The 16,199-nt window shown below is 59.8% G+C and carries 16 protein-coding genes; 7 read left to right on the top strand and 9 right to left on the bottom strand.

What is annotated here, in order from left to right; genetic code table 11:
* Positions 1 to 37: 37 nt before the first annotated feature.
* The 3 genes from AC1RN6_RS12935 to AC1RN6_RS12945 all read right to left on the bottom strand — a co-directional run bounded on the left by AC1RN6_RS12935 (position 38) and on the right by AC1RN6_RS12945 (position 3,366).
* Positions 38 to 1,312 carry an ABC transporter substrate-binding protein gene (locus AC1RN6_RS12935; RefSeq protein WP_493005804.1) on the bottom strand — a complete coding sequence of 425 codons (1,275 nt, stop codon included), beginning with the start codon at positions 1,310 to 1,312 and terminating at the stop codon, positions 38 to 40.
* Between the two features lie 63 nt (positions 1,313 to 1,375).
* Positions 1,376 to 2,503 carry an ABC transporter ATP-binding protein gene (locus AC1RN6_RS12940; protein ID WP_493005806.1) on the bottom strand — a complete coding sequence of 376 codons (1,128 nt, stop codon included), beginning with the start codon at positions 2,501 to 2,503 and terminating at the stop codon, positions 1,376 to 1,378.
* 2 nt (positions 2,504 to 2,505) lie between these two features.
* Positions 2,506 to 3,366, bottom strand: a complete 861-nt coding sequence (locus AC1RN6_RS12945) for a DeoR/GlpR family DNA-binding transcription regulator (RefSeq protein ID WP_493005808.1) — start codon at positions 3,364 to 3,366, stop codon at positions 2,506 to 2,508.
* 209 nt (positions 3,367 to 3,575) lie between these two features.
* On the opposite strand from AC1RN6_RS12945, the gene AC1RN6_RS12950 reads away from it, so the two are divergent.
* The 7 genes from AC1RN6_RS12950 to AC1RN6_RS12980 all read left to right on the top strand — a co-directional run bounded on the left by AC1RN6_RS12950 (position 3,576) and on the right by AC1RN6_RS12980 (position 9,139).
* Positions 3,576 to 4,775, top strand: coding sequence for a porin (locus tag AC1RN6_RS12950; protein ID WP_493005810.1), 1,200 nt, complete (start codon positions 3,576 to 3,578; stop codon positions 4,773 to 4,775).
* Positions 4,776 to 4,804: 29 nt separating this feature from the next.
* Positions 4,805 to 5,719, top strand: coding sequence for a glycerophosphodiester phosphodiesterase family protein (locus AC1RN6_RS12955; protein WP_493005812.1), 915 nt, complete (start codon positions 4,805 to 4,807; stop codon positions 5,717 to 5,719).
* Positions 5,720 to 6,002: 283 nt separating this feature from the next.
* Positions 6,003 to 6,926, top strand: coding sequence for an aromatic amino acid DMT transporter YddG (gene yddG, locus AC1RN6_RS12960; protein ID WP_493005814.1), 924 nt, complete (start codon positions 6,003 to 6,005; stop codon positions 6,924 to 6,926).
* Between the two features lie 43 nt (positions 6,927 to 6,969).
* On the top strand, positions 6,970 to 7,548 hold the full coding sequence (locus AC1RN6_RS12965) for an HD domain-containing protein (protein ID WP_493005815.1): 579 nt from the start codon (positions 6,970 to 6,972) through the stop codon (positions 7,546 to 7,548).
* A 119-nt stretch (positions 7,549 to 7,667) separates the two neighbouring features.
* Entirely contained in the window at positions 7,668 to 8,252 is a 585-nt protein-coding gene (locus AC1RN6_RS12970; RefSeq protein WP_493005817.1) for a TetR/AcrR family transcriptional regulator, read from the top strand.
* Positions 8,253 to 8,389: 137 nt separating this feature from the next.
* Positions 8,390 to 8,878, top strand: a complete 489-nt coding sequence (locus tag AC1RN6_RS12975) for a hypothetical protein (protein WP_493005818.1) — start codon at positions 8,390 to 8,392, stop codon at positions 8,876 to 8,878.
* A gap of 48 nt (positions 8,879 to 8,926) precedes the next feature.
* Positions 8,927 to 9,139: a hypothetical protein gene (locus AC1RN6_RS12980; protein WP_493005820.1), complete on the top strand. Its 213-nt coding sequence runs from the start codon at positions 8,927 to 8,929 to the stop codon at positions 9,137 to 9,139.
* A 66-nt stretch (positions 9,140 to 9,205) separates the two neighbouring features.
* Here AC1RN6_RS12980 and AC1RN6_RS12985 read toward each other — a convergent pair whose 3' ends face one another.
* The 6 genes from AC1RN6_RS12985 to AC1RN6_RS13010 form a co-directional block, all read right to left on the bottom strand.
* Positions 9,206 to 10,495: an MFS transporter gene (locus AC1RN6_RS12985; RefSeq protein ID WP_493005821.1), complete on the bottom strand. Its 1,290-nt coding sequence runs from the start codon at positions 10,493 to 10,495 to the stop codon at positions 9,206 to 9,208.
* A gap of 473 nt (positions 10,496 to 10,968) precedes the next feature.
* The gene (locus AC1RN6_RS12990; RefSeq protein WP_493005902.1) at positions 10,969 to 11,979 is read right to left on the bottom strand and encodes an SIS domain-containing protein; all 1,011 of its coding nucleotides are present in this window, start codon (positions 11,977 to 11,979) and stop codon (positions 10,969 to 10,971) included.
* A complete protein-coding gene (nagA, locus tag AC1RN6_RS12995; RefSeq protein ID WP_493005822.1) occupies positions 11,972 to 13,117 on the bottom strand; it encodes an N-acetylglucosamine-6-phosphate deacetylase in 1,146 nt (381 codons plus the stop codon). Before nagA ends, AC1RN6_RS12990 begins: the two co-directional genes overlap by 8 nt.
* A gap of 12 nt (positions 13,118 to 13,129) precedes the next feature.
* A complete protein-coding gene (locus AC1RN6_RS13000) occupies positions 13,130 to 14,041 on the bottom strand; it encodes a glucosamine kinase nucleotide-binding domain-containing protein (protein WP_493005823.1) in 912 nt (303 codons plus the stop codon).
* A gap of 50 nt (positions 14,042 to 14,091) precedes the next feature.
* Positions 14,092 to 15,225 (bottom strand): ABC transporter ATP-binding protein, encoded by a 1,134-nt coding sequence (locus AC1RN6_RS13005; RefSeq protein WP_493005825.1) that lies wholly within the window; start codon positions 15,223 to 15,225, stop codon positions 14,092 to 14,094.
* A 34-nt stretch (positions 15,226 to 15,259) separates the two neighbouring features.
* A complete protein-coding gene (locus AC1RN6_RS13010) occupies positions 15,260 to 16,195 on the bottom strand; it encodes a carbohydrate ABC transporter permease (protein WP_493005826.1) in 936 nt (311 codons plus the stop codon).
* Between the last annotated feature and the right edge of the window lie 4 nt (positions 16,196 to 16,199).

Here is a 16,199-nt window from a genome sequence, read left to right on the forward strand (position 1 = left end):
ATACACTGTGGATACACGGTGTGCAGCGTTCCCGCGATTAACGATAAGGCTTCAACAGACGTTCGGCAGTCGCTTGCGCTTCATCCAGCGCTTGTTTCGGCGTCTTGGTGCCGGTCAATGCAGCTTGTACGGCGTTCGACAGTGCTTCACGCACACGGGCGGTCTGCTCGGTCGAGAACTCCGGAATCGCTACCGCCAGCTGATCGCGAGCCACCAGTGCCTGCGGGAAAGTCTTGGCGTAATCGCGCAGGGCGGGCGTGTTGTACGAAGCAGGGCTGGTGCCGACATAGCCGGTGGCGATGGACCATTGCGCTGCGCGTTCCGGCGCCGTCATCCAACGTACGAAGGTGACCGAAGCGGCTTGCTGCGCAGGGGTTGAACCCTTGAACAGGTAGAAGTTGCCGCCGCCGACCGGCGAACCGGGTTGCTTGTTGGCAGGCAGCATGGCGACGCCGAAGTCGAACTTGGCTTCCTTCTTCACTGCAGTCAGGTTGCCGGTGGTGTGCCACATCATGGCAGTCTGGCCTTGTACGAATGCCTGGCGCAGCGTGCCCCATTCAATCGCGCCGGCCGGGCTGACCTTGTGCGTGGCCGCCAGCGAACGCCAGAATTCCAGCGCTTCGACGGCAGCCGGCGTGTTGAAATAGACCTGGGTGCCTTCCTTGTTCATCAGCGACACGCCGTTCTGGATCGCGAACGCCTGGAACATCCAGTATGGATAGCCGGTCGACGGCACCATCAGGCCGAACTTGTCCTTGCTGGTGAGCTTGGTGGCGGCGGCCAGCATTTCCTTCCAGGTTTTTGGCGGCACATCCGGATTCAGGCCGGCGGCGCGGAACATGTCCTTGTTGTAGAACATCACGATGGTCGAACGCTGGAACGGGATGCCCCAGACGTGGCCGCCGATGGTGCCGTTGGCCATCAGGCCAGGATAGAAGCTTTGCAGCCAGGCCTTGTCTTCGGCGCTGGTGGCGACCTTGTCGAAGGGCTCGATCAGGTTCTGGTCGATCAGGTCATAGGTGTCGAGCGCGCCCAGCACCGACAGCTGCGCAGGCTGGCCGCCCTTGATGGCCGACAATGCGCGCACGCGGGTCTCGTCGTAGTTGCCGGAGTAGACCGCCTTGACCTTGATGTCCGGGTTGGCTTTCTGGAAGTCGTTGATCATGCCATCGATCACATCGGTCAGCGGACCGCCGACAGCGATCGGGTAGTACATGGTCAGGTCGGTGGCTGCGCTTGCCAGCGAGGATGCTGTCAGGGCGCTTGCGAAGAGTGCCGCCAAGGTTGTTTTTCTGATGAGTTTGCTCAGCATTGCGTTTCCTTTGTGGGGGAGGTTCATGTTGAAAAGCACGGGATAAATTCTGTGAAATGCTGCTTACTGCACGGCTGCCAGTATGGGCAGGCGGTGGACGTTGGACGTGTCTGCCGTCACGGATATCGGCGCTGGCGCTGGAGATAAGCGGCGGCCATCGCCGGCGGCGAAGACATGCGCGTCTACCGGATCCCAGCCGAGACCGACGCGGTCGCCGAGTTTCAGCAGGCTTTTTTCGGGACTGCGCACGATGATGGCGTCGCCGCCCGGCAGGTCGAGATAGATGTAGGATTCCGCACCCTGGAATTCGACGCCGGTGACCGTCCCGAACAGTTCGGTAGATGAGGGGGCCACAATGCGGAAATGTTCGGGACGCACGCCGACCAGCTGTTTCTCGTCCGCCTCACTGACCGGCATGATGCTGGCGCGCAGTGCGGCCGGCAGCTTTTCGGCATCCATCAGCATCATCGGCGGGCTGCCGATGAAGGCGGCGGAGAAAGCGCTCGATGGCGTTTCATACAGCTCGGCGGGTGTGCCGCTTTGCACGATGCTGCCGGCATTCATCAAGACGATCTTGTCGGCCATACCCATGGCTTCGGTCTGGTCGTGGGTGACGTAGACGACTGTCATGTTCAGGCGCTGTTGCAGGGCGCGGATTTCGTGGCGCACCGAGTGGCGCAGCTTGGCGTCGAGATTGGAGAGCGGCTCGTCCATCAGGCAGATCGAATGACCGGCCACGACTGCACGCGCCAGCGCCACGCGTTGACGCTGGCCGCCGGACAGTTGCGCTGGCTTGCGTTGTTCCAGTCCCTGCAGATTGGTCAGCTCCAATGCTTCTTGCAAACGCTGGCGGCGTTCTGCCGCATGCACGCCTCGCACCTGCATGCCGAAGCAGATGTTTTCGGCCACGCTCAGATGCGGGAACAGCGCATACGACTGAAACACCATCGACAGTCCGCGCGCCGACGGCGTGGCTGTCGTGACGTCCTTGCCGTCGATTTCCACGTGGCCGCTGTCGGGCGTTTCCAGTCCGGCCAGCAGGCGCAGCAGAGTCGATTTGCCGCAGCCGGAAGGGCCGAGCAGGGCGACCAGCTGGCCGCGTTCGAATTCAAGATCGAGCGATTTGATGACCTGGTGCGTACCCCAGGACTTGCTGATGCCGGAGAGGCGGATAGCGATGTCGTTTTGCATATTCATTTTCCTGCGGCGGTGGCTGCCAGGGCGGATTCCAGTTCTTCCTCTGCGTCGCGACCGGCTTGCGAAGTGACGACGACTCGCGTGTTGCCTGCCAGCATGGCGGCCAGCGTCGGATTCAGGGGACTGTCGGTGACGAGGATGTCGGGATCGGAAAGATGGCCGCCGCGCACCGGCGCCTGACGGCCGAACTTGGAGTTGTCGGTGACCAGAATCTGGGTACGGCAGCTTTCGCGCAGCGCCTGGCGCGAGCTGGATTCCATGCGATCGAAATCCAGCAGCGTGCCGTCGGTGTCGACGCCGCCGACACCGTAGATGCCGAAGTCCGCGCGGAAATTGCGGAACAGTTTGTCGGCATCGTTGCCGAGGATTTCCGGATTGGGAAAACGCAAGGTGCCGCCCGGTACGATGACCTGGTTGTTCTGGTTGGTCGACAGCGCCAGCGCCGCGCGTAAATTGTTGGTGATGACGGTGAGATGGTCGTGCTTGGCCAATGCCAGCGCAACTTGTTCTGGTGTGGTGCCGATGCCGATCAGCACGCTGCAAGAGTTAGGAATCAGCTTGGCGACCGCAGCGCCGATCTCGGCTTTTTGTTCGAGATTGTTGATGCGGCGCATGTCGTAAGGCTGGTTGCGCGCAGACAGAATCAGCTCGGCGCCGCCATGCCTCCGGCGCAGGATGTCGGCGTCGCACAGGGCGTTGATGTCGCGGCGTATGGTTTGCGTAGTGACGGCGAAATGCTCCGCCAGCGCCTCCATGGTCATGAAGCCGTGCTGGCGGAACAGCGCAATGATTTCGTTGTGACGCAATGAGGCCGGCTTGACGATGGACTTGGCCGCGGTCCCTGGATTTGCAGACATGTTCACTTATCCATTCACTCGTTCATTTGAAAACGTGATGAATGTTATCGGGTGATTGTTACGGGATCGTGACGTTATTTGTTTTCATATGAACATTGAATTGCTTTCATATCGTCATAACGTCATGGCGATGTCATATATCGAGGGCATAGTTCGCAGCGTTTCACCACTGCTCGCAATTCCCTTTTCAACTTTCCTGAAAACCATTCATGAAAAAATATGCTCTCGCCATTTCGCTCTCCGCCGCCGGCATGTCCGTCTTCGGAGGCGCGTATGCGCAAACCAACGTCGCCTCATCGGGCGTCACCATCTACGGGATCATCAATCCCAGCCTGACCTATACCGACAAGGTCGCCAACGTCACGCCGGGCAATCCGACCGGTACCGGTTCGCGTCTGAGCATGGACACCGCTGTCGCGCAAGGTTCGCGCATCGGATTCAAGGGCGTGGAAGATCTGGGCGATGGATTGAAGGCGCTGTTCACGCTGGAGAACGGCTTCAACGCCGATACCGGCCAGCTGGCGCAGGGCGGCCTGTTCTTCGGCCGTACCGCCATCATCGGTCTGTCGGGCAAGGGCGGCACCATTTATCTCGGCCGCCAGAAAGATTACATCGATGATCTGGCGCCGTACAACGGCGCGCTCGATTTCGGCAGCCTGGTCAACAATATCCATGCGTTGAATCTGGACCGCACGCAAGGCTCGCGCATCAACAACTCGGTGCGCTACAACTCGCCTGTGATGGGCGGCGTTACCTTGAGCGCGTTGTACGGTTTCGGCGAACAGGCCGGGTCGACCGGCGCAGGCCAGTCTTTCGGCGTAGGCGGCAGCTACAACAACGGTCCGCTGTCGTTTGGCGCTGCCTACTTCCAGAACAAGCTGACGGGCAACAATATCTTCACCGGTTCCAGCGATTCCGGCATTGCACCGGGCGCCACCACCGGCAGCATTGCCAGTACTTCGCTGAAGACTTTCCTGATCGGCGGTTCCTATAAGCTGGGCGACGTGCGCATGTACGGTTCGTACTCGCAGGTCAAGCAACCGCTGGCCGTCGCGGCCGGTACGGCAATGACCGGATTCACCGGCGCCGCGGGCGCGGCCTTCACCTTTGGCGGCGTCAACAACAGCAAGGTCGACCTCATCGACTTCGGTGTCAACTACAACGTCACGCCGACAACGCAACTGCTGGCCAACTTCGTCGGTACACGCTCCAAGTTCGTCGGCACCAAAGACGGCAAGGCGTCGCAGGTATCGCTGGGCGTGGATTATTTCCTGTCCAAACGCACCGATGTGTATCTGTTCTACGCCAACATCCGTTCGTCGGACATGTTCAACCCGGGCTTGTACGTCGCGCCGGGTGGCAGCAATACGCAGAACGTGTTGACGGCCGGTATCCGTCACAAGTTCTGACCGGCTTGTTCGCCTGCAAGGAGAAACAGATGAACCTGTATAAGAACAAATTGAAACTGGCCGTCTGCACTGCGCTCTTGAGCGTGTCGCTGGCGGTCAGCGCCGACCCGCTGATTGCGGCTCACCGCGGCGGCACCGGCGACGGTCCCGAGAATACCATCCCGACATTGCAGAATTCGCTCAGGCATGGTGCGGATATCTTGTGGATGACGGTGCAGGTGTCCAGCGACGGCGTGCCGGTGCTGTATCGTCCGGCGGATGTGTCGGCGCTGACTGATGGCAAGGGACTGGTCAACACCCTGACGGCAGCGCAGCTGACCGAGCTCAATGCCGGCTACATGTACGGCGCGACGGATGCGGCCGGCAACAAGAGTTATCCCTATCGCCAGCAGCCGGTGCAAGTGCCGACGCTGCGCGACGCGCTGCGTGCCGTGCCGGTATCGGTGCCGATCATGATCGACATGAAGCAACTGCCTGCAGAAGTGCTGGTCAATGCTGTCGCCAAAGTCATCGCGGAAGAAAACGCATGGCAGCGCGTGCGCTTTTATTCCACTGATGCCGATGTAATTGCACTGATGGCGAAGCAGCCGAAGGCGCAGGTGTTCGAATCGCGCGATGCCACGCGTGATCGCCTGGCGCGCATTGCGCTCAATGGAGGTGCGTGCGATGTGCCGCCGGCGGCCGGTACGTGGTCGGGCATCGAGCTGGAGCGCAAAGTCAGCGTAGTGGAGAAGTTTACGCTGGGTGAGGGCGTCTCTGAAGTTGTGGCGCACTGGTGGACGCCGGCGGCGATGAAATGCTTCAAGAGTAATCCCGGCACCAGGGTGATGGTGTTCGGCGTCGACTCGGCGGCGGCTTATCGCAGCGCTCAGCAATTGGGCGTGGATGTGGTGATGACGGATTCGCCGTTGAAGATGAAGGCCTTGCGCGAATCAGCCAGATAAAGAGGGGCGACAGGTCCAGGTAGGGAGAAAGCCCGCTCGCGCGGGCTTTTTCTTTGGCCGGGATTCCCGCCTGAAAATGATAAGATGGCGGCGCTCCGGACATCGGCAATGAAGTCGCGTCTGCCGGGTTGACTGCCGCACTCAGGTTGCGGCTTGCGACCCGCACATATCCTCTCTTGAAAAATCAGATTTTCGTCTGTCGCCCTTTCTGCCCAAAGGCAGTCTCATGAGAAAAGAGCCGAGCGTATCCGGAACCTGCAACCATTACTTGAACACGATATAAATGAATAGCAAGAAGGCCACGCTTATCGGACTTACTGCAGTAGTCCTCTGGAGTTCGATTGTCGGACTGATTCGCGGGGTCAGCGAACATCTCGGCGCGACCGGAGGTGCTGCAATGATTTATAGCGTTGCGTCGGTGTTTCTGCTGTTCTCGGTCGGCTTCCCGAAGCTCGCTTCGTTTCCCAGAAAATATCTGTTGTGGGGAAGTCTCCTGTTTGTGTCTTATGAACTCTGCCTGTCGCTGTCCATCGGTTACGCCAACACCGGCAGGCAAGCAATTGAAGCCAGCATGGTCAACTATCTGTGGCCGGCTTTCACGCTCATCTCGGCCATTGCATTCAACAAGCAGAGAGCAGGATGGATGGTCGTTCCCGGATTCATTCTCTCGATTGTAGGGATCTGCTGGGTACTGGGCGGCGACCAGGGGCTGGACGTGGCAGGCATGCTCGTCAACGTACAAGACAATCCGCTCAGCTACGGGCTGGCTTTTCTGGGCGCCGTCATCTGGGCTGCCTATTGCACCGTAACGGCCCGCATCGCGAAGGGAAAGAACGGCGTGACGCTGTTCTTCATCCTCGTCGCATTGACGCTGTGGGTGAAATTTTTCTCCGGCGATCACGGACCGATGTCTTTCAGCCTGCCGGCAATTGTCTACCTGCTCCTGGCAGCGGCAGCGATGGGCTTCGGCTATGCCGCATGGAACGTCGGGATCCTGCATGGCAATGTGACCGTGCTGGCGGGAGTGTCTTACTTTATTCCGGTCTTCTCATCGGCGCTGTCGGCCATCGTATTACATGCGCCACTGCCCAAATCTTTTTGGGTGGGAGCGTCGCTGGTATGCGCCGGTTCGATCTTGTGCTGGCTGGCAACCAGAGCCGGGAAAGTAGTCGCCGGTCAAGAGAGTGCCGTGGCGGACTGTTCGTAGGCATTCAGCCATGAACTGATAGGGAGGTGCGAAAGCAATGGAAATGGAATTAGCGAAATTGGAAAAGCAGCTGAATTTTCTAAGAGAAATCGATCGGCTCAAGAGCGTTGTGCGGCAATCGCCGCTGCTCGACAAAAGCCGGAAAGAAAACTCCGCTGAGCATTCCTGGCATCTGGCCATGTACGCCTTGCTGCTGAGCGAGTATGCCAGCGGATACGTGAATGCAAATCGCGTGATACAGATGCTCTTGCTGCATGACATCGTCGAGATCGACGTCGGCGATTTTCCGATTCATGGCGGATCTTCCAAAGAGTTGCAGGCGGAACAGGAAGCAAGGGCTGCGGTGCGGCTTTTTGGCTTGTTGCCGCAACCTCAGGGCAATGAACTTCTGGCGTTGTGGCAGGAGTTTGAATGCGGAGAAACCGAGGATGCGAAATTCGCCAAGGCGCTGGATCGCTTTCAGCCTCTCATCATCAATATACATACCGATGGCGGCACCTGGACTGAGAACGGTGTTTCAGTGGAGCAGGTCTTTTCCCGCTACGGTCCCGTTATCAAAAAAGGTGCGCCGCTGCTGTGGGCTGCATGTGAGCAGTGGGTAACGCAGCACTTCGCACGGTAGTGTCAGGAGCATCAGGAGCCTTGCCAGACAGCAGTTGAAACCGCAAGTGTTGCCGGTCGGGAAAGTGTGTGAATAAATTACTGCTTGACTGGCTACCTACTAAAAGGTAGGCTTCGCCCATGGTCGATACATCCAATACATCCGACAGCATCTTGCGGTGCGCACAATCACTGATCATCGCCGGTGGCTATAACGGTTTCAGCTATGCCGACATAGCGAAGGTCATCGGGATCCGCAATGCCAGCATTCATCATCATTTCCCCAGCAAGGCGATTCTGGTGCGCACGCTGGTGGCACGGTATCGCGAGGAGATGCAGGCAGGCGTCGCGAATCTGGAACAGCATGTTTCCGATCCCCTGGAGCAGCTTCGTGCTTATGCCAAGTATTGGGAAGCTTGCATTGCAGACGCATCCTCTTCATTCTGCGTCTGCGCCTTGCTGGCGAGCGAAATGCCGATTCTTCCCGAAGAGATTGCGCTTGAAGTAAGAGCGCATTTTCGGGCGCTTTCGGCCTGGCTGTCTGCGGTTTTCGCACGCGGTGAAAAACAAGGCCGGCTTCTATTGACTGAGTCGGCTGAGATGGAGGCTGAAATATTCATGGCGGCCGTCCACGGCGCGATGCTTTCCGCGCGCGCTTACGGCGATGCCGGCATGTTCGGCGCCATTATTAAACCGATTTTGACGCGTATCGCTCGTCACGGGTAACGGGTGGAATAGTTGCGCCAACTTGCGGCTATTTTACCTACCGATTAGTAGGTAGTTTATTTTGTAAAAATTGCACGTCTGAAGCAAGAGGCGATGCTTCTTTGAATATTTCGTTTTTTTGATAAAAGGATAGCCCCATGTTTGGAATTTCTCCCCTCGGTTGGATTCATACGCTAGGCAGCTTGCCGGCGATTCCGGCAGCTGTGTATATGTTTGTGCGCTATGGACGGATCGTGCCTCGCTCGACCGTCGGCAGCATCTATTTCGTGTCGATGCTGATCGGTGCTGTCAGCGTTTTTGCCGTGGCCCATCAGCCGGCCAGCTACGGCATCGCTGTGGCGACTTTGTTCTTTCTTCTCGCCGGTTATGGCGTGGGGAGGTTGTTGAAGACGGGGAGTGCGGCCACTTACGTGGAGACCGTCTTCCTGACGTTGACGGCGTTTTTGCTGATGGTGCCAACCGTCACCGAAACCCTGCGCCGGGTACCGGACGGCCAGCCGTTTGTGACTGATTTGAAATCGCCGCTGCTGCTTGGATTTCAGGGGAGTCTTGTCGTTATGCTGATTGTCGGGCTGAGTATCCAGATTCTGTATTTGCGCAAGAAAGGCAAAACCGCCGTGGTATGAAACAACCTGACGTCGTCTGACGTCAGTAATTTTTGAAGGAGAGCTGGCATGGCACGCAATCCGGTAACACCCGTTCGTCCCGTCGACGCCGTTGTCAGTGCAAGGCCGGTGGACAGCGGGTCGACCTACTATCGTCATCTGGAGCTGTGGCGGATTACTTCGGAAGTAAACGCCGCCGCGCGGCGTGCGAAAGAACCGCGTGCCCGGGATCCCGATTTCGTCCGGGCCTTGGCTGATGCCACGAAGCCGGAGCTCGGATAAAAACAGCAGACGTAAAAAAAGCGGGAAGGGCCTAAGCCTCTTCCCGCTTTCTTATCTGTATTTCAATCAGGCGGTGACTGCAACCGGCACTGCTTTCTTGCGATACAGGATCAGGGTGGCGATCAGGCCGCAGACGGCGGCGAAGCTCATCCACAGGCCAGGCGCCGCCTTGTCGTGCGTCAGTTCGATCAGGCCGGTGGCGATCGCCGGTGTGAAGCCGCCGAAGATCGCGGTCGCCAGACTGTAAGCCAGCGAGAAACCGGCGGTACGCACATCGACCGGCATCACTTCCGTCAGCGCTACGACCATCGCGCCGTTATAGCTGGCGTAGAGGAAGGACAGCCACAATTCTACGACCAGCATCTTGCCGAAGGTGGCATCGCCGACCAGCCAGGTCATGGCCGGATACGCGGTCAGGATCGTCAGCACGGTAAAGATCAACAGCAAAGGACGGCGACCGATACGATCGGACAATGCGCCCATCACCGGCAGCCAGATGAAGTTGGAAATACCGACACAGAAGGTCACGATCAGCGCGCTTTCGGTGCTCAGCTTGAGCACGTTCTTGCCGAAGGTCGGGGTGTAGACGGTGATCAGGTAGAACGAGACGGTCGTCATCGACACCAGCATCATGCCGGCGATGACCAGCTTCCAGTTTTCCAGCATCGATCGGAAGATTTCACCCAGGCTAGGCTTGCGCTTGCGGGCCATGAATTCTTCCGTCTCTTGCAGTGAACGGCGGATGACGAACAGCACCGGCACGATCAGGCAGCCGATGAAGAACGGCACGCGCCAGCCCCAGTCGCCGACCTGATCCTTGGTCAGCCACATGTTCAGGCCATAGCCGATAGCGGCGGCAACGATGATGGCGACTTGCTGGCTGGCGGACTGCCAGCTCACATAGAAACCCTTGCGGCCCGGTGTTGCCATTTCGGCCAGGTAAACCGACACGCCGCCCAGCTCAACGCCTGCCGAGAAGCCTTGCAGCAAGCGGCCGATCAGGACCAGCGCCGGCGCGAGCAAACCGATGGATGCATAGCCGGGAACGAAGGCGATCAGCATGGTGCCGACCGCCATCAGCGCCAGTGTCACGATCAGACCCTGGCGACGGCCGACGCGGTCGACGTAAGCGCCGAGGATGATCGCACCCAGCGGACGCATCAGGAAGCCTGCGCCGAAGGTCATGAAGGTCAGCATCAGCGAGGCAAATTCGTCGCCGGCCGGGAAAAAGGCCTTTGAGATATAGCTGGCGTAGAAGCCGAAGAGGAAAAAGTCGAACATTTCCATGAAATTGCCACTGGTGACGCGCAACACAGTGACGAACTTCGAGGACGATGCAGATGTTTGAGATGTCATGATTTGTCTCTCTCTACCCGAGGTGATCAGGTTATGTGTTTTCTGAACAATACGTGCGACGCGGATTTTTTGTTATTGAGCGTCAGCGGACCGCAGTCTATCCCAAGCGCCGTCACCGTAGCTTTCGAACAGCTTTCATGATTTGTTTATTTTTACGGACGGAGAACGTCTTGATATTGCGTGCAGAACAATTCGCCATCGCGTCCTCAGGCGAGTTTGTTTCCTGATGGTGAATAAATGCAGCCGGAGGTTGGGAGTAATTTAGTCTGTTTTAGGGCTGTGAAACCATTTGCCGAAAATTTTTGTTTGTCAGTATTTTGTCAGCATATGCTCTGCAGAGCAGCGAAGTCCGGTGCGTTGCGGGCAGAAGCGCAAGGACAAAAAAATAAGCCGCAAAACCTTTGCAGGTTCAGCGGCCGAATCACCACAGGGAAGCTTGTTGTTATCTGAAAGTCTCAGCCGGGATAGCTGGCTTAGCTGGTCCTGGTCACCTTGCTCAGATGACGCGGCTTGTCCGGATCCATGCCGCGCGCGACCGCCAGTTGTGCAGCCATGACGTAGAAAGCCTGGATTGCGACGATAGGATCAAGGTCCGGCGTGACGGCTGTCGGCAAGGTCAGGTCGCGTTCGGCAATATCTTCCGGCGCCGCCAGCAAGACCTTGGCGCCGCGCTGGCGCATTTCGGCGGCCAGCTGCAGCATGCCGGCCTGGGTCGGGCCGCGGGTGGCGAACATCAGCAGTGGATAGCCTTCATTGATCAACGCCATCGGGCCGTGCTTGATCTCTGCACCGCTGAACGCTTCGGCCTGGATGGCGGAGGTCTCCTTGAATTTCAATGCGGCTTCCAGCGCCAGCGGGAAGCCGATACCGCGTCCGACAACCATGATGTTACCGGCCGGTGCCAGGACGTCGATGGCTTTGGACCAGTCGCTGTCCGCGGCGTGTTGCAGCGAATCCGGCAGGCTTTCCAGTGCGTGCAGGAAGCCGGCGTCGTTTTGCCAGTGGCCGGCGAACAGGGCGCCGGCAACCAGGCTGGCGATGAAGCTCTTGGTCGCGGCGACGCTGAGTTCAGGACCGGCGCGCAGCGGGATGGACCATTCGGCGGCCTTGGCCAGCGGCGACTCGGCGTCGTTGACCAGCGCCAGCGTCGTGGCGCCGCCATCGCGGAAGTAGCAGATCGGTTCGATCACGTCGGGGCTCTGGCCCGATTGCGAGATGGCGATCGCCAGCCGGTCGCGGGCAATCAGCGGCGCCTTGTTGAGCGTCACCAGCGACATCGGCAGCGAGGCAACGATGTGGCCAAGGCGTGCCATCGTGAGGTAAGCGCAATAGCTGGCGGCATGGTCGGAACTGCCGCGCGCCACGGTAACGATGCCCGCTGGCGGTGCGGTGCGCAACCAACGGCCCAGTTCGGCATAGCGGCCCTGGTCTTGCGCGAGCTGGTCGGCCACATGGGTGCCGGCCGAGCGCGCCTCCTTAAGCATGAGCGAGGTCAATCTTTTCTCCTTCTACATAGACTTCTTTTAATTTGAACTGGCGATCGAACACCAGAATGTCGGCAAAGCAGCCGGGCTTGAGGCGGCCGCGTTCCTTGACGCCGAGGTAGTCGGCGGGATAGGTCGAGGTACGCAGCGAGGCTTCGGAGACGTCGAGACCCATGGCGATCAGGTTGCGCAGCGCTTGGTCCATGGTCAGTGTGCTGCCGGCCAGCGTACCGTCGGCAAGGCGCACGCCGCCTGCACATTTGTGCACCACCTGGCGGCCCAGCGTGTAGTCGCCGTCGGGCATACCGGCGGCGGCGGTGGAGTCGGTCACGCAATACAGGCGCGGGATGGCGCGCAAGGCTGCGCGGATGGCGCCCGGGTGTACGTGCAGCATGTCGGGAATCAGCTCGGCGTATTCGGCATGCGCCAACGCCGCGCCGGCCATGCCGGGTTCGCGGTGATGAAAGCCGCTCATGGCGTTGAACAGATGGGTGAAGCCGGCGGCGCCGTTCTTGAGCGCGGCGACGCCGTCGTCGTAGGTGCCGAGCGTATGGCCGATCTGCACCAGCATGCCGCCGGTGGTCAGCGTGCGCACCAGTTCCAGATGGCCGTCGACTTCGGGGGCGATGGTGATCAGTTTGATCGGGGCGAAGCTGGCCAGCCAGTCGACTTGCTCCAGCGTCGCTTCGACGGCGAAGTCGGGTTGCGCGCCGAGCTTTCCGGGGTTGATGTAGGGGCCTTCCAGGTGCACGCCGAGGACGCATGCGCGGCCGCTGCCTGGTTCGCGCTTGCGGCTGGCGCTGCCGATGGCCTTGAGCGCGATTTCCAGTTCTTCCAGGGGTGCGGTCATCGTGGTGGCGAGCAGGCTGGTGGTGCCGTGCCGCGCATGCAGGCGGGCGATGACATCGACGGCGTCGCCGCCTTCCATGATGTCTTTGCCGCCGCCGCCATGCACGTGCAGATCAATGAAGCCGGGCAGAATATAGTCGCCGTCGTTGGCATGAGGCGAGCCGTCAACCGGTTCATGATCGAGCGGATGGCCATCGATATTGCAGATCAGTTCGCCGAAGTTGATGGCGCCGTTGATCCAGCCGTGCGGCGTGAGCACGTTGCCGCGGACCTGGGTGATGGAGGACATGGGTTTTCTCCGTTAAGAAAGTATCAGGCTCTTGCGCACCAGCAGCAAAGCGCCATCGGCGGAATCCGCCAAGGCCGGCGTGATGCGCTGTTGCAGCGCCGGTGAAAAATAATTCTGAAGGGCTCCCGCCAGACCGCCGCACAGGGCTAGCGGCAATTGCTTGCCAGGATCGAGCGTGTCGGCCATCAGCTCAAGCTCTGCCGCAGCCTGGATCAGAATGCTGCGTGCTGCGGGATCGTCTTCTGCGTGAGCAATCACCAGGCGCGCCAATCGCGCGAAGGCGGCCTGATCGGCTTGCGAGAGCCAGTCGAGTACTATGTCGCGTTCAGCGCGTCCGGGCGTGTTGGCCGCGCCGTCAGTTTCGCAAAACGCTACCGTTGCTGCCGACAGCGCGCCATGCGGCGCACGGCCGTCGACGACGTGCTGGACGTGATTGATGGCGCGCAAGCCCATCCATGCGCCGCTGGCATCGTCGCCGGAAGGAAAGCCCCAGCCGTCGACTACGCGTTCGCTGCCATCGGCATAGAGCGCCACACCGATGGTGCCGGTGCCGACCGCGATAATGGCGCCGGTCTTGCCCTGATGGGCGCCGAGCAAGGTTGTGGTAGCGTCGCTGGCAAGTTGCAGCGCGCCGAACGCCGGGGCTTTCTCGCGGAATGCCGTGGCCCATTGGGCTACATTGAATCCGGCGACGCCCATGCCGGCAGCAAGTTTGCTCAACGGCGGCATGGCAACGCCCGCATTTGCGAAGGCTCTTTGCAGCGTCGTCAGGATCGCGTCCCAGGCTGCCGCAGCGCCATTGCGCAATGCCGAGCCGGCGCCGACGGCTTCACCCAGCAGGCTGCCGTCGGCGTGGACCACGCGCACCAGTGTCTTGGTGCCGCCGCCGTCTACGCCGATCAGATAGTCGTACGCCTGCTCCATTCGCTGCTCCGTTATCTCAAATATTTTCGAGTGAATTGTCGATGTCCCTATCAGTGCTGCACTTGCTGACGCGACGACAAGAGGTTGCCCGGTTTCAGACGGCGCAGGGCTTTTCCATCGTTGTCGAAGACGTGGAAGACATGGCTGCTGGCCGATAGTTCAATGGCTTCGCCGATCTCTACATTGCGATTGCCATCGCCTCGGACCACGATGTCCTGGCCGCTGGAAAGCGTGACGTAGATGAAGTTGGCCTCGCCCAGGTGTTCCACCAGATTGACCTTGCCGCTGAAGTGTTCCGAACCGGATGCGTCCTCGTGGACGTGTTCTGCGCGCAGTCCCAGCGTGACCTTGTCGCCGACTTTCGCGGTACCCGGTACGACATCGACGCGGACTTGCTGGCCGCCGACGATGCCCACGTGCAGGCAGTCTTCGCCCACGGCGGATACCACGCCGGGCAGCAGATTCATCTTGGGCGAGCCGATGAAGCCGGCTACGAACAGATTCTGCGGATGCTGGTACAGCTCCAGTGGCGTGCCGGCCTGCTGGATGTGGCCGTCGTGCATGACCACGATCTTGTCGCCCAGCGTCATCGCTTCAACCTGATCGTGCGTGACGTAAACGATAGTGGCCGCCAGTTGCTTGTGCAGCTTGGCGATTTCCAGACGGGTCTGTACGCGCAGGGCGGCGTCGAGATTGGACAGCGGTTCGTCGAAGAGGAACAGCTTCGGCTTGCGCACGATGGCGCGGCCGATAGCGACGCGCTGGCGCTGGCCGCCGGAGAGTTCGCGTGGCAGGCGTTCCAGCAGGTGATCGATCTTGAGGATGCCGGCGGCGTGGCGGATGCGTTCGTCGATGTCGGCCTTGTTGCTGCCGGCGATCTTGAGGCCGAAGGCCATGTTCTTGTACACGTTCATATGCGGATAGAGCGCATAGCTCTGGAACACCATCGCAATGCCGCGCTTGGCCGGGGGCAGGTGATTGACGACTTCGCCGCCAATGGCCAGTTCACCGCCGCTGATCTCTTCGAGGCCGCAGAGCATGCGTAGCAAGGTCGACTTGCCGCAACCGGACGGGCCGACCAGCACGCAGAATTCGCCGTCGCGGATGTCGAGGTTCAGACCGGCCAGCACGTTCTGTTTGCCGTCGTAGGATTTTTTCAGTTCTTTGATGCTTACGTTTGCCATGATTGTTTACCTTGAAGGGATTGCTTCACTGCGGTTATTTCACCGCGCCGGCGGTCAGGCCGCGAATCAACTGGCGCGAGAACAGCGTGTACAAGATCAGGATCGGGATGACCGCCATCGACAGCGCCGCCAGCACCGAATTCCAGTCGGTGGCGTACTGGCCGATGAACTGCTGCACGCCGAGCGTCACGGTCTTGGTCTGGTCCCCGGGCGCGAGGATCAGCGGAAACCACAAGTCGTTCCACGCCGGGATCATCGTGAACACCGCCACGGTGGCGATGGCGGGGCGGATCAGCGGCAGGATCACCTGGAAGAAAATCCTGAATTCGCCGACGCCGTCGCAGCGTGCGGCATCCTTCAGCTCGGTTGGAATCTGGCGGATGAATTCGGACAGAATCATTACCGCCAGCGGCAAACCTTGCGCGGTATAGACCAGGATCAGCGCCGTACGGGTATTGATCAGATCCAGCGCCACCACGAGTTGCAGGATGGAGACTGTGCCGAGCCGGATCGGGATCATGATGCCGATCGCCATGAACAGCGTCAGCAGTCGGTTGCCGCGGAATTTGTATTCCGACAGCGCCCACCCGGCCATGGCGCCGAACAGCACGATCAGCACCAGCGAACCGAGTGTGACCAGCAGGCTGTTGCCGAAGTACAGCAGGAAGTTGGTGTTGGTCAGCACCTTGTGGAAACCGATCAGCGAGAAGGTTTCTACACTGGGGAAGGCCAGCGGGTTATCGAAGATCGCCTGGCGCGACTTGACCGAGTTGATCAGGATCAGCGCAATCGGAAACAGTGCAACCACGGCATACAGGCATAGCACGATATGCACCCAGATGTGGCCGGCCGGGCCGAAGCTGCGCTGGATCAGCGAAGGGCCGCCTTTGGTCGTGACCTTGCCGGCTTTGTTGTCTGCGCCGTTTACGTTGTCGGTTTCCGGGGCGATGGAGGAAGAAACAGAATTCATCGCG

It is taken from the genome of Herbaspirillum sp. GW822-FHT03A08 (genome assembly GCF_058801885.1).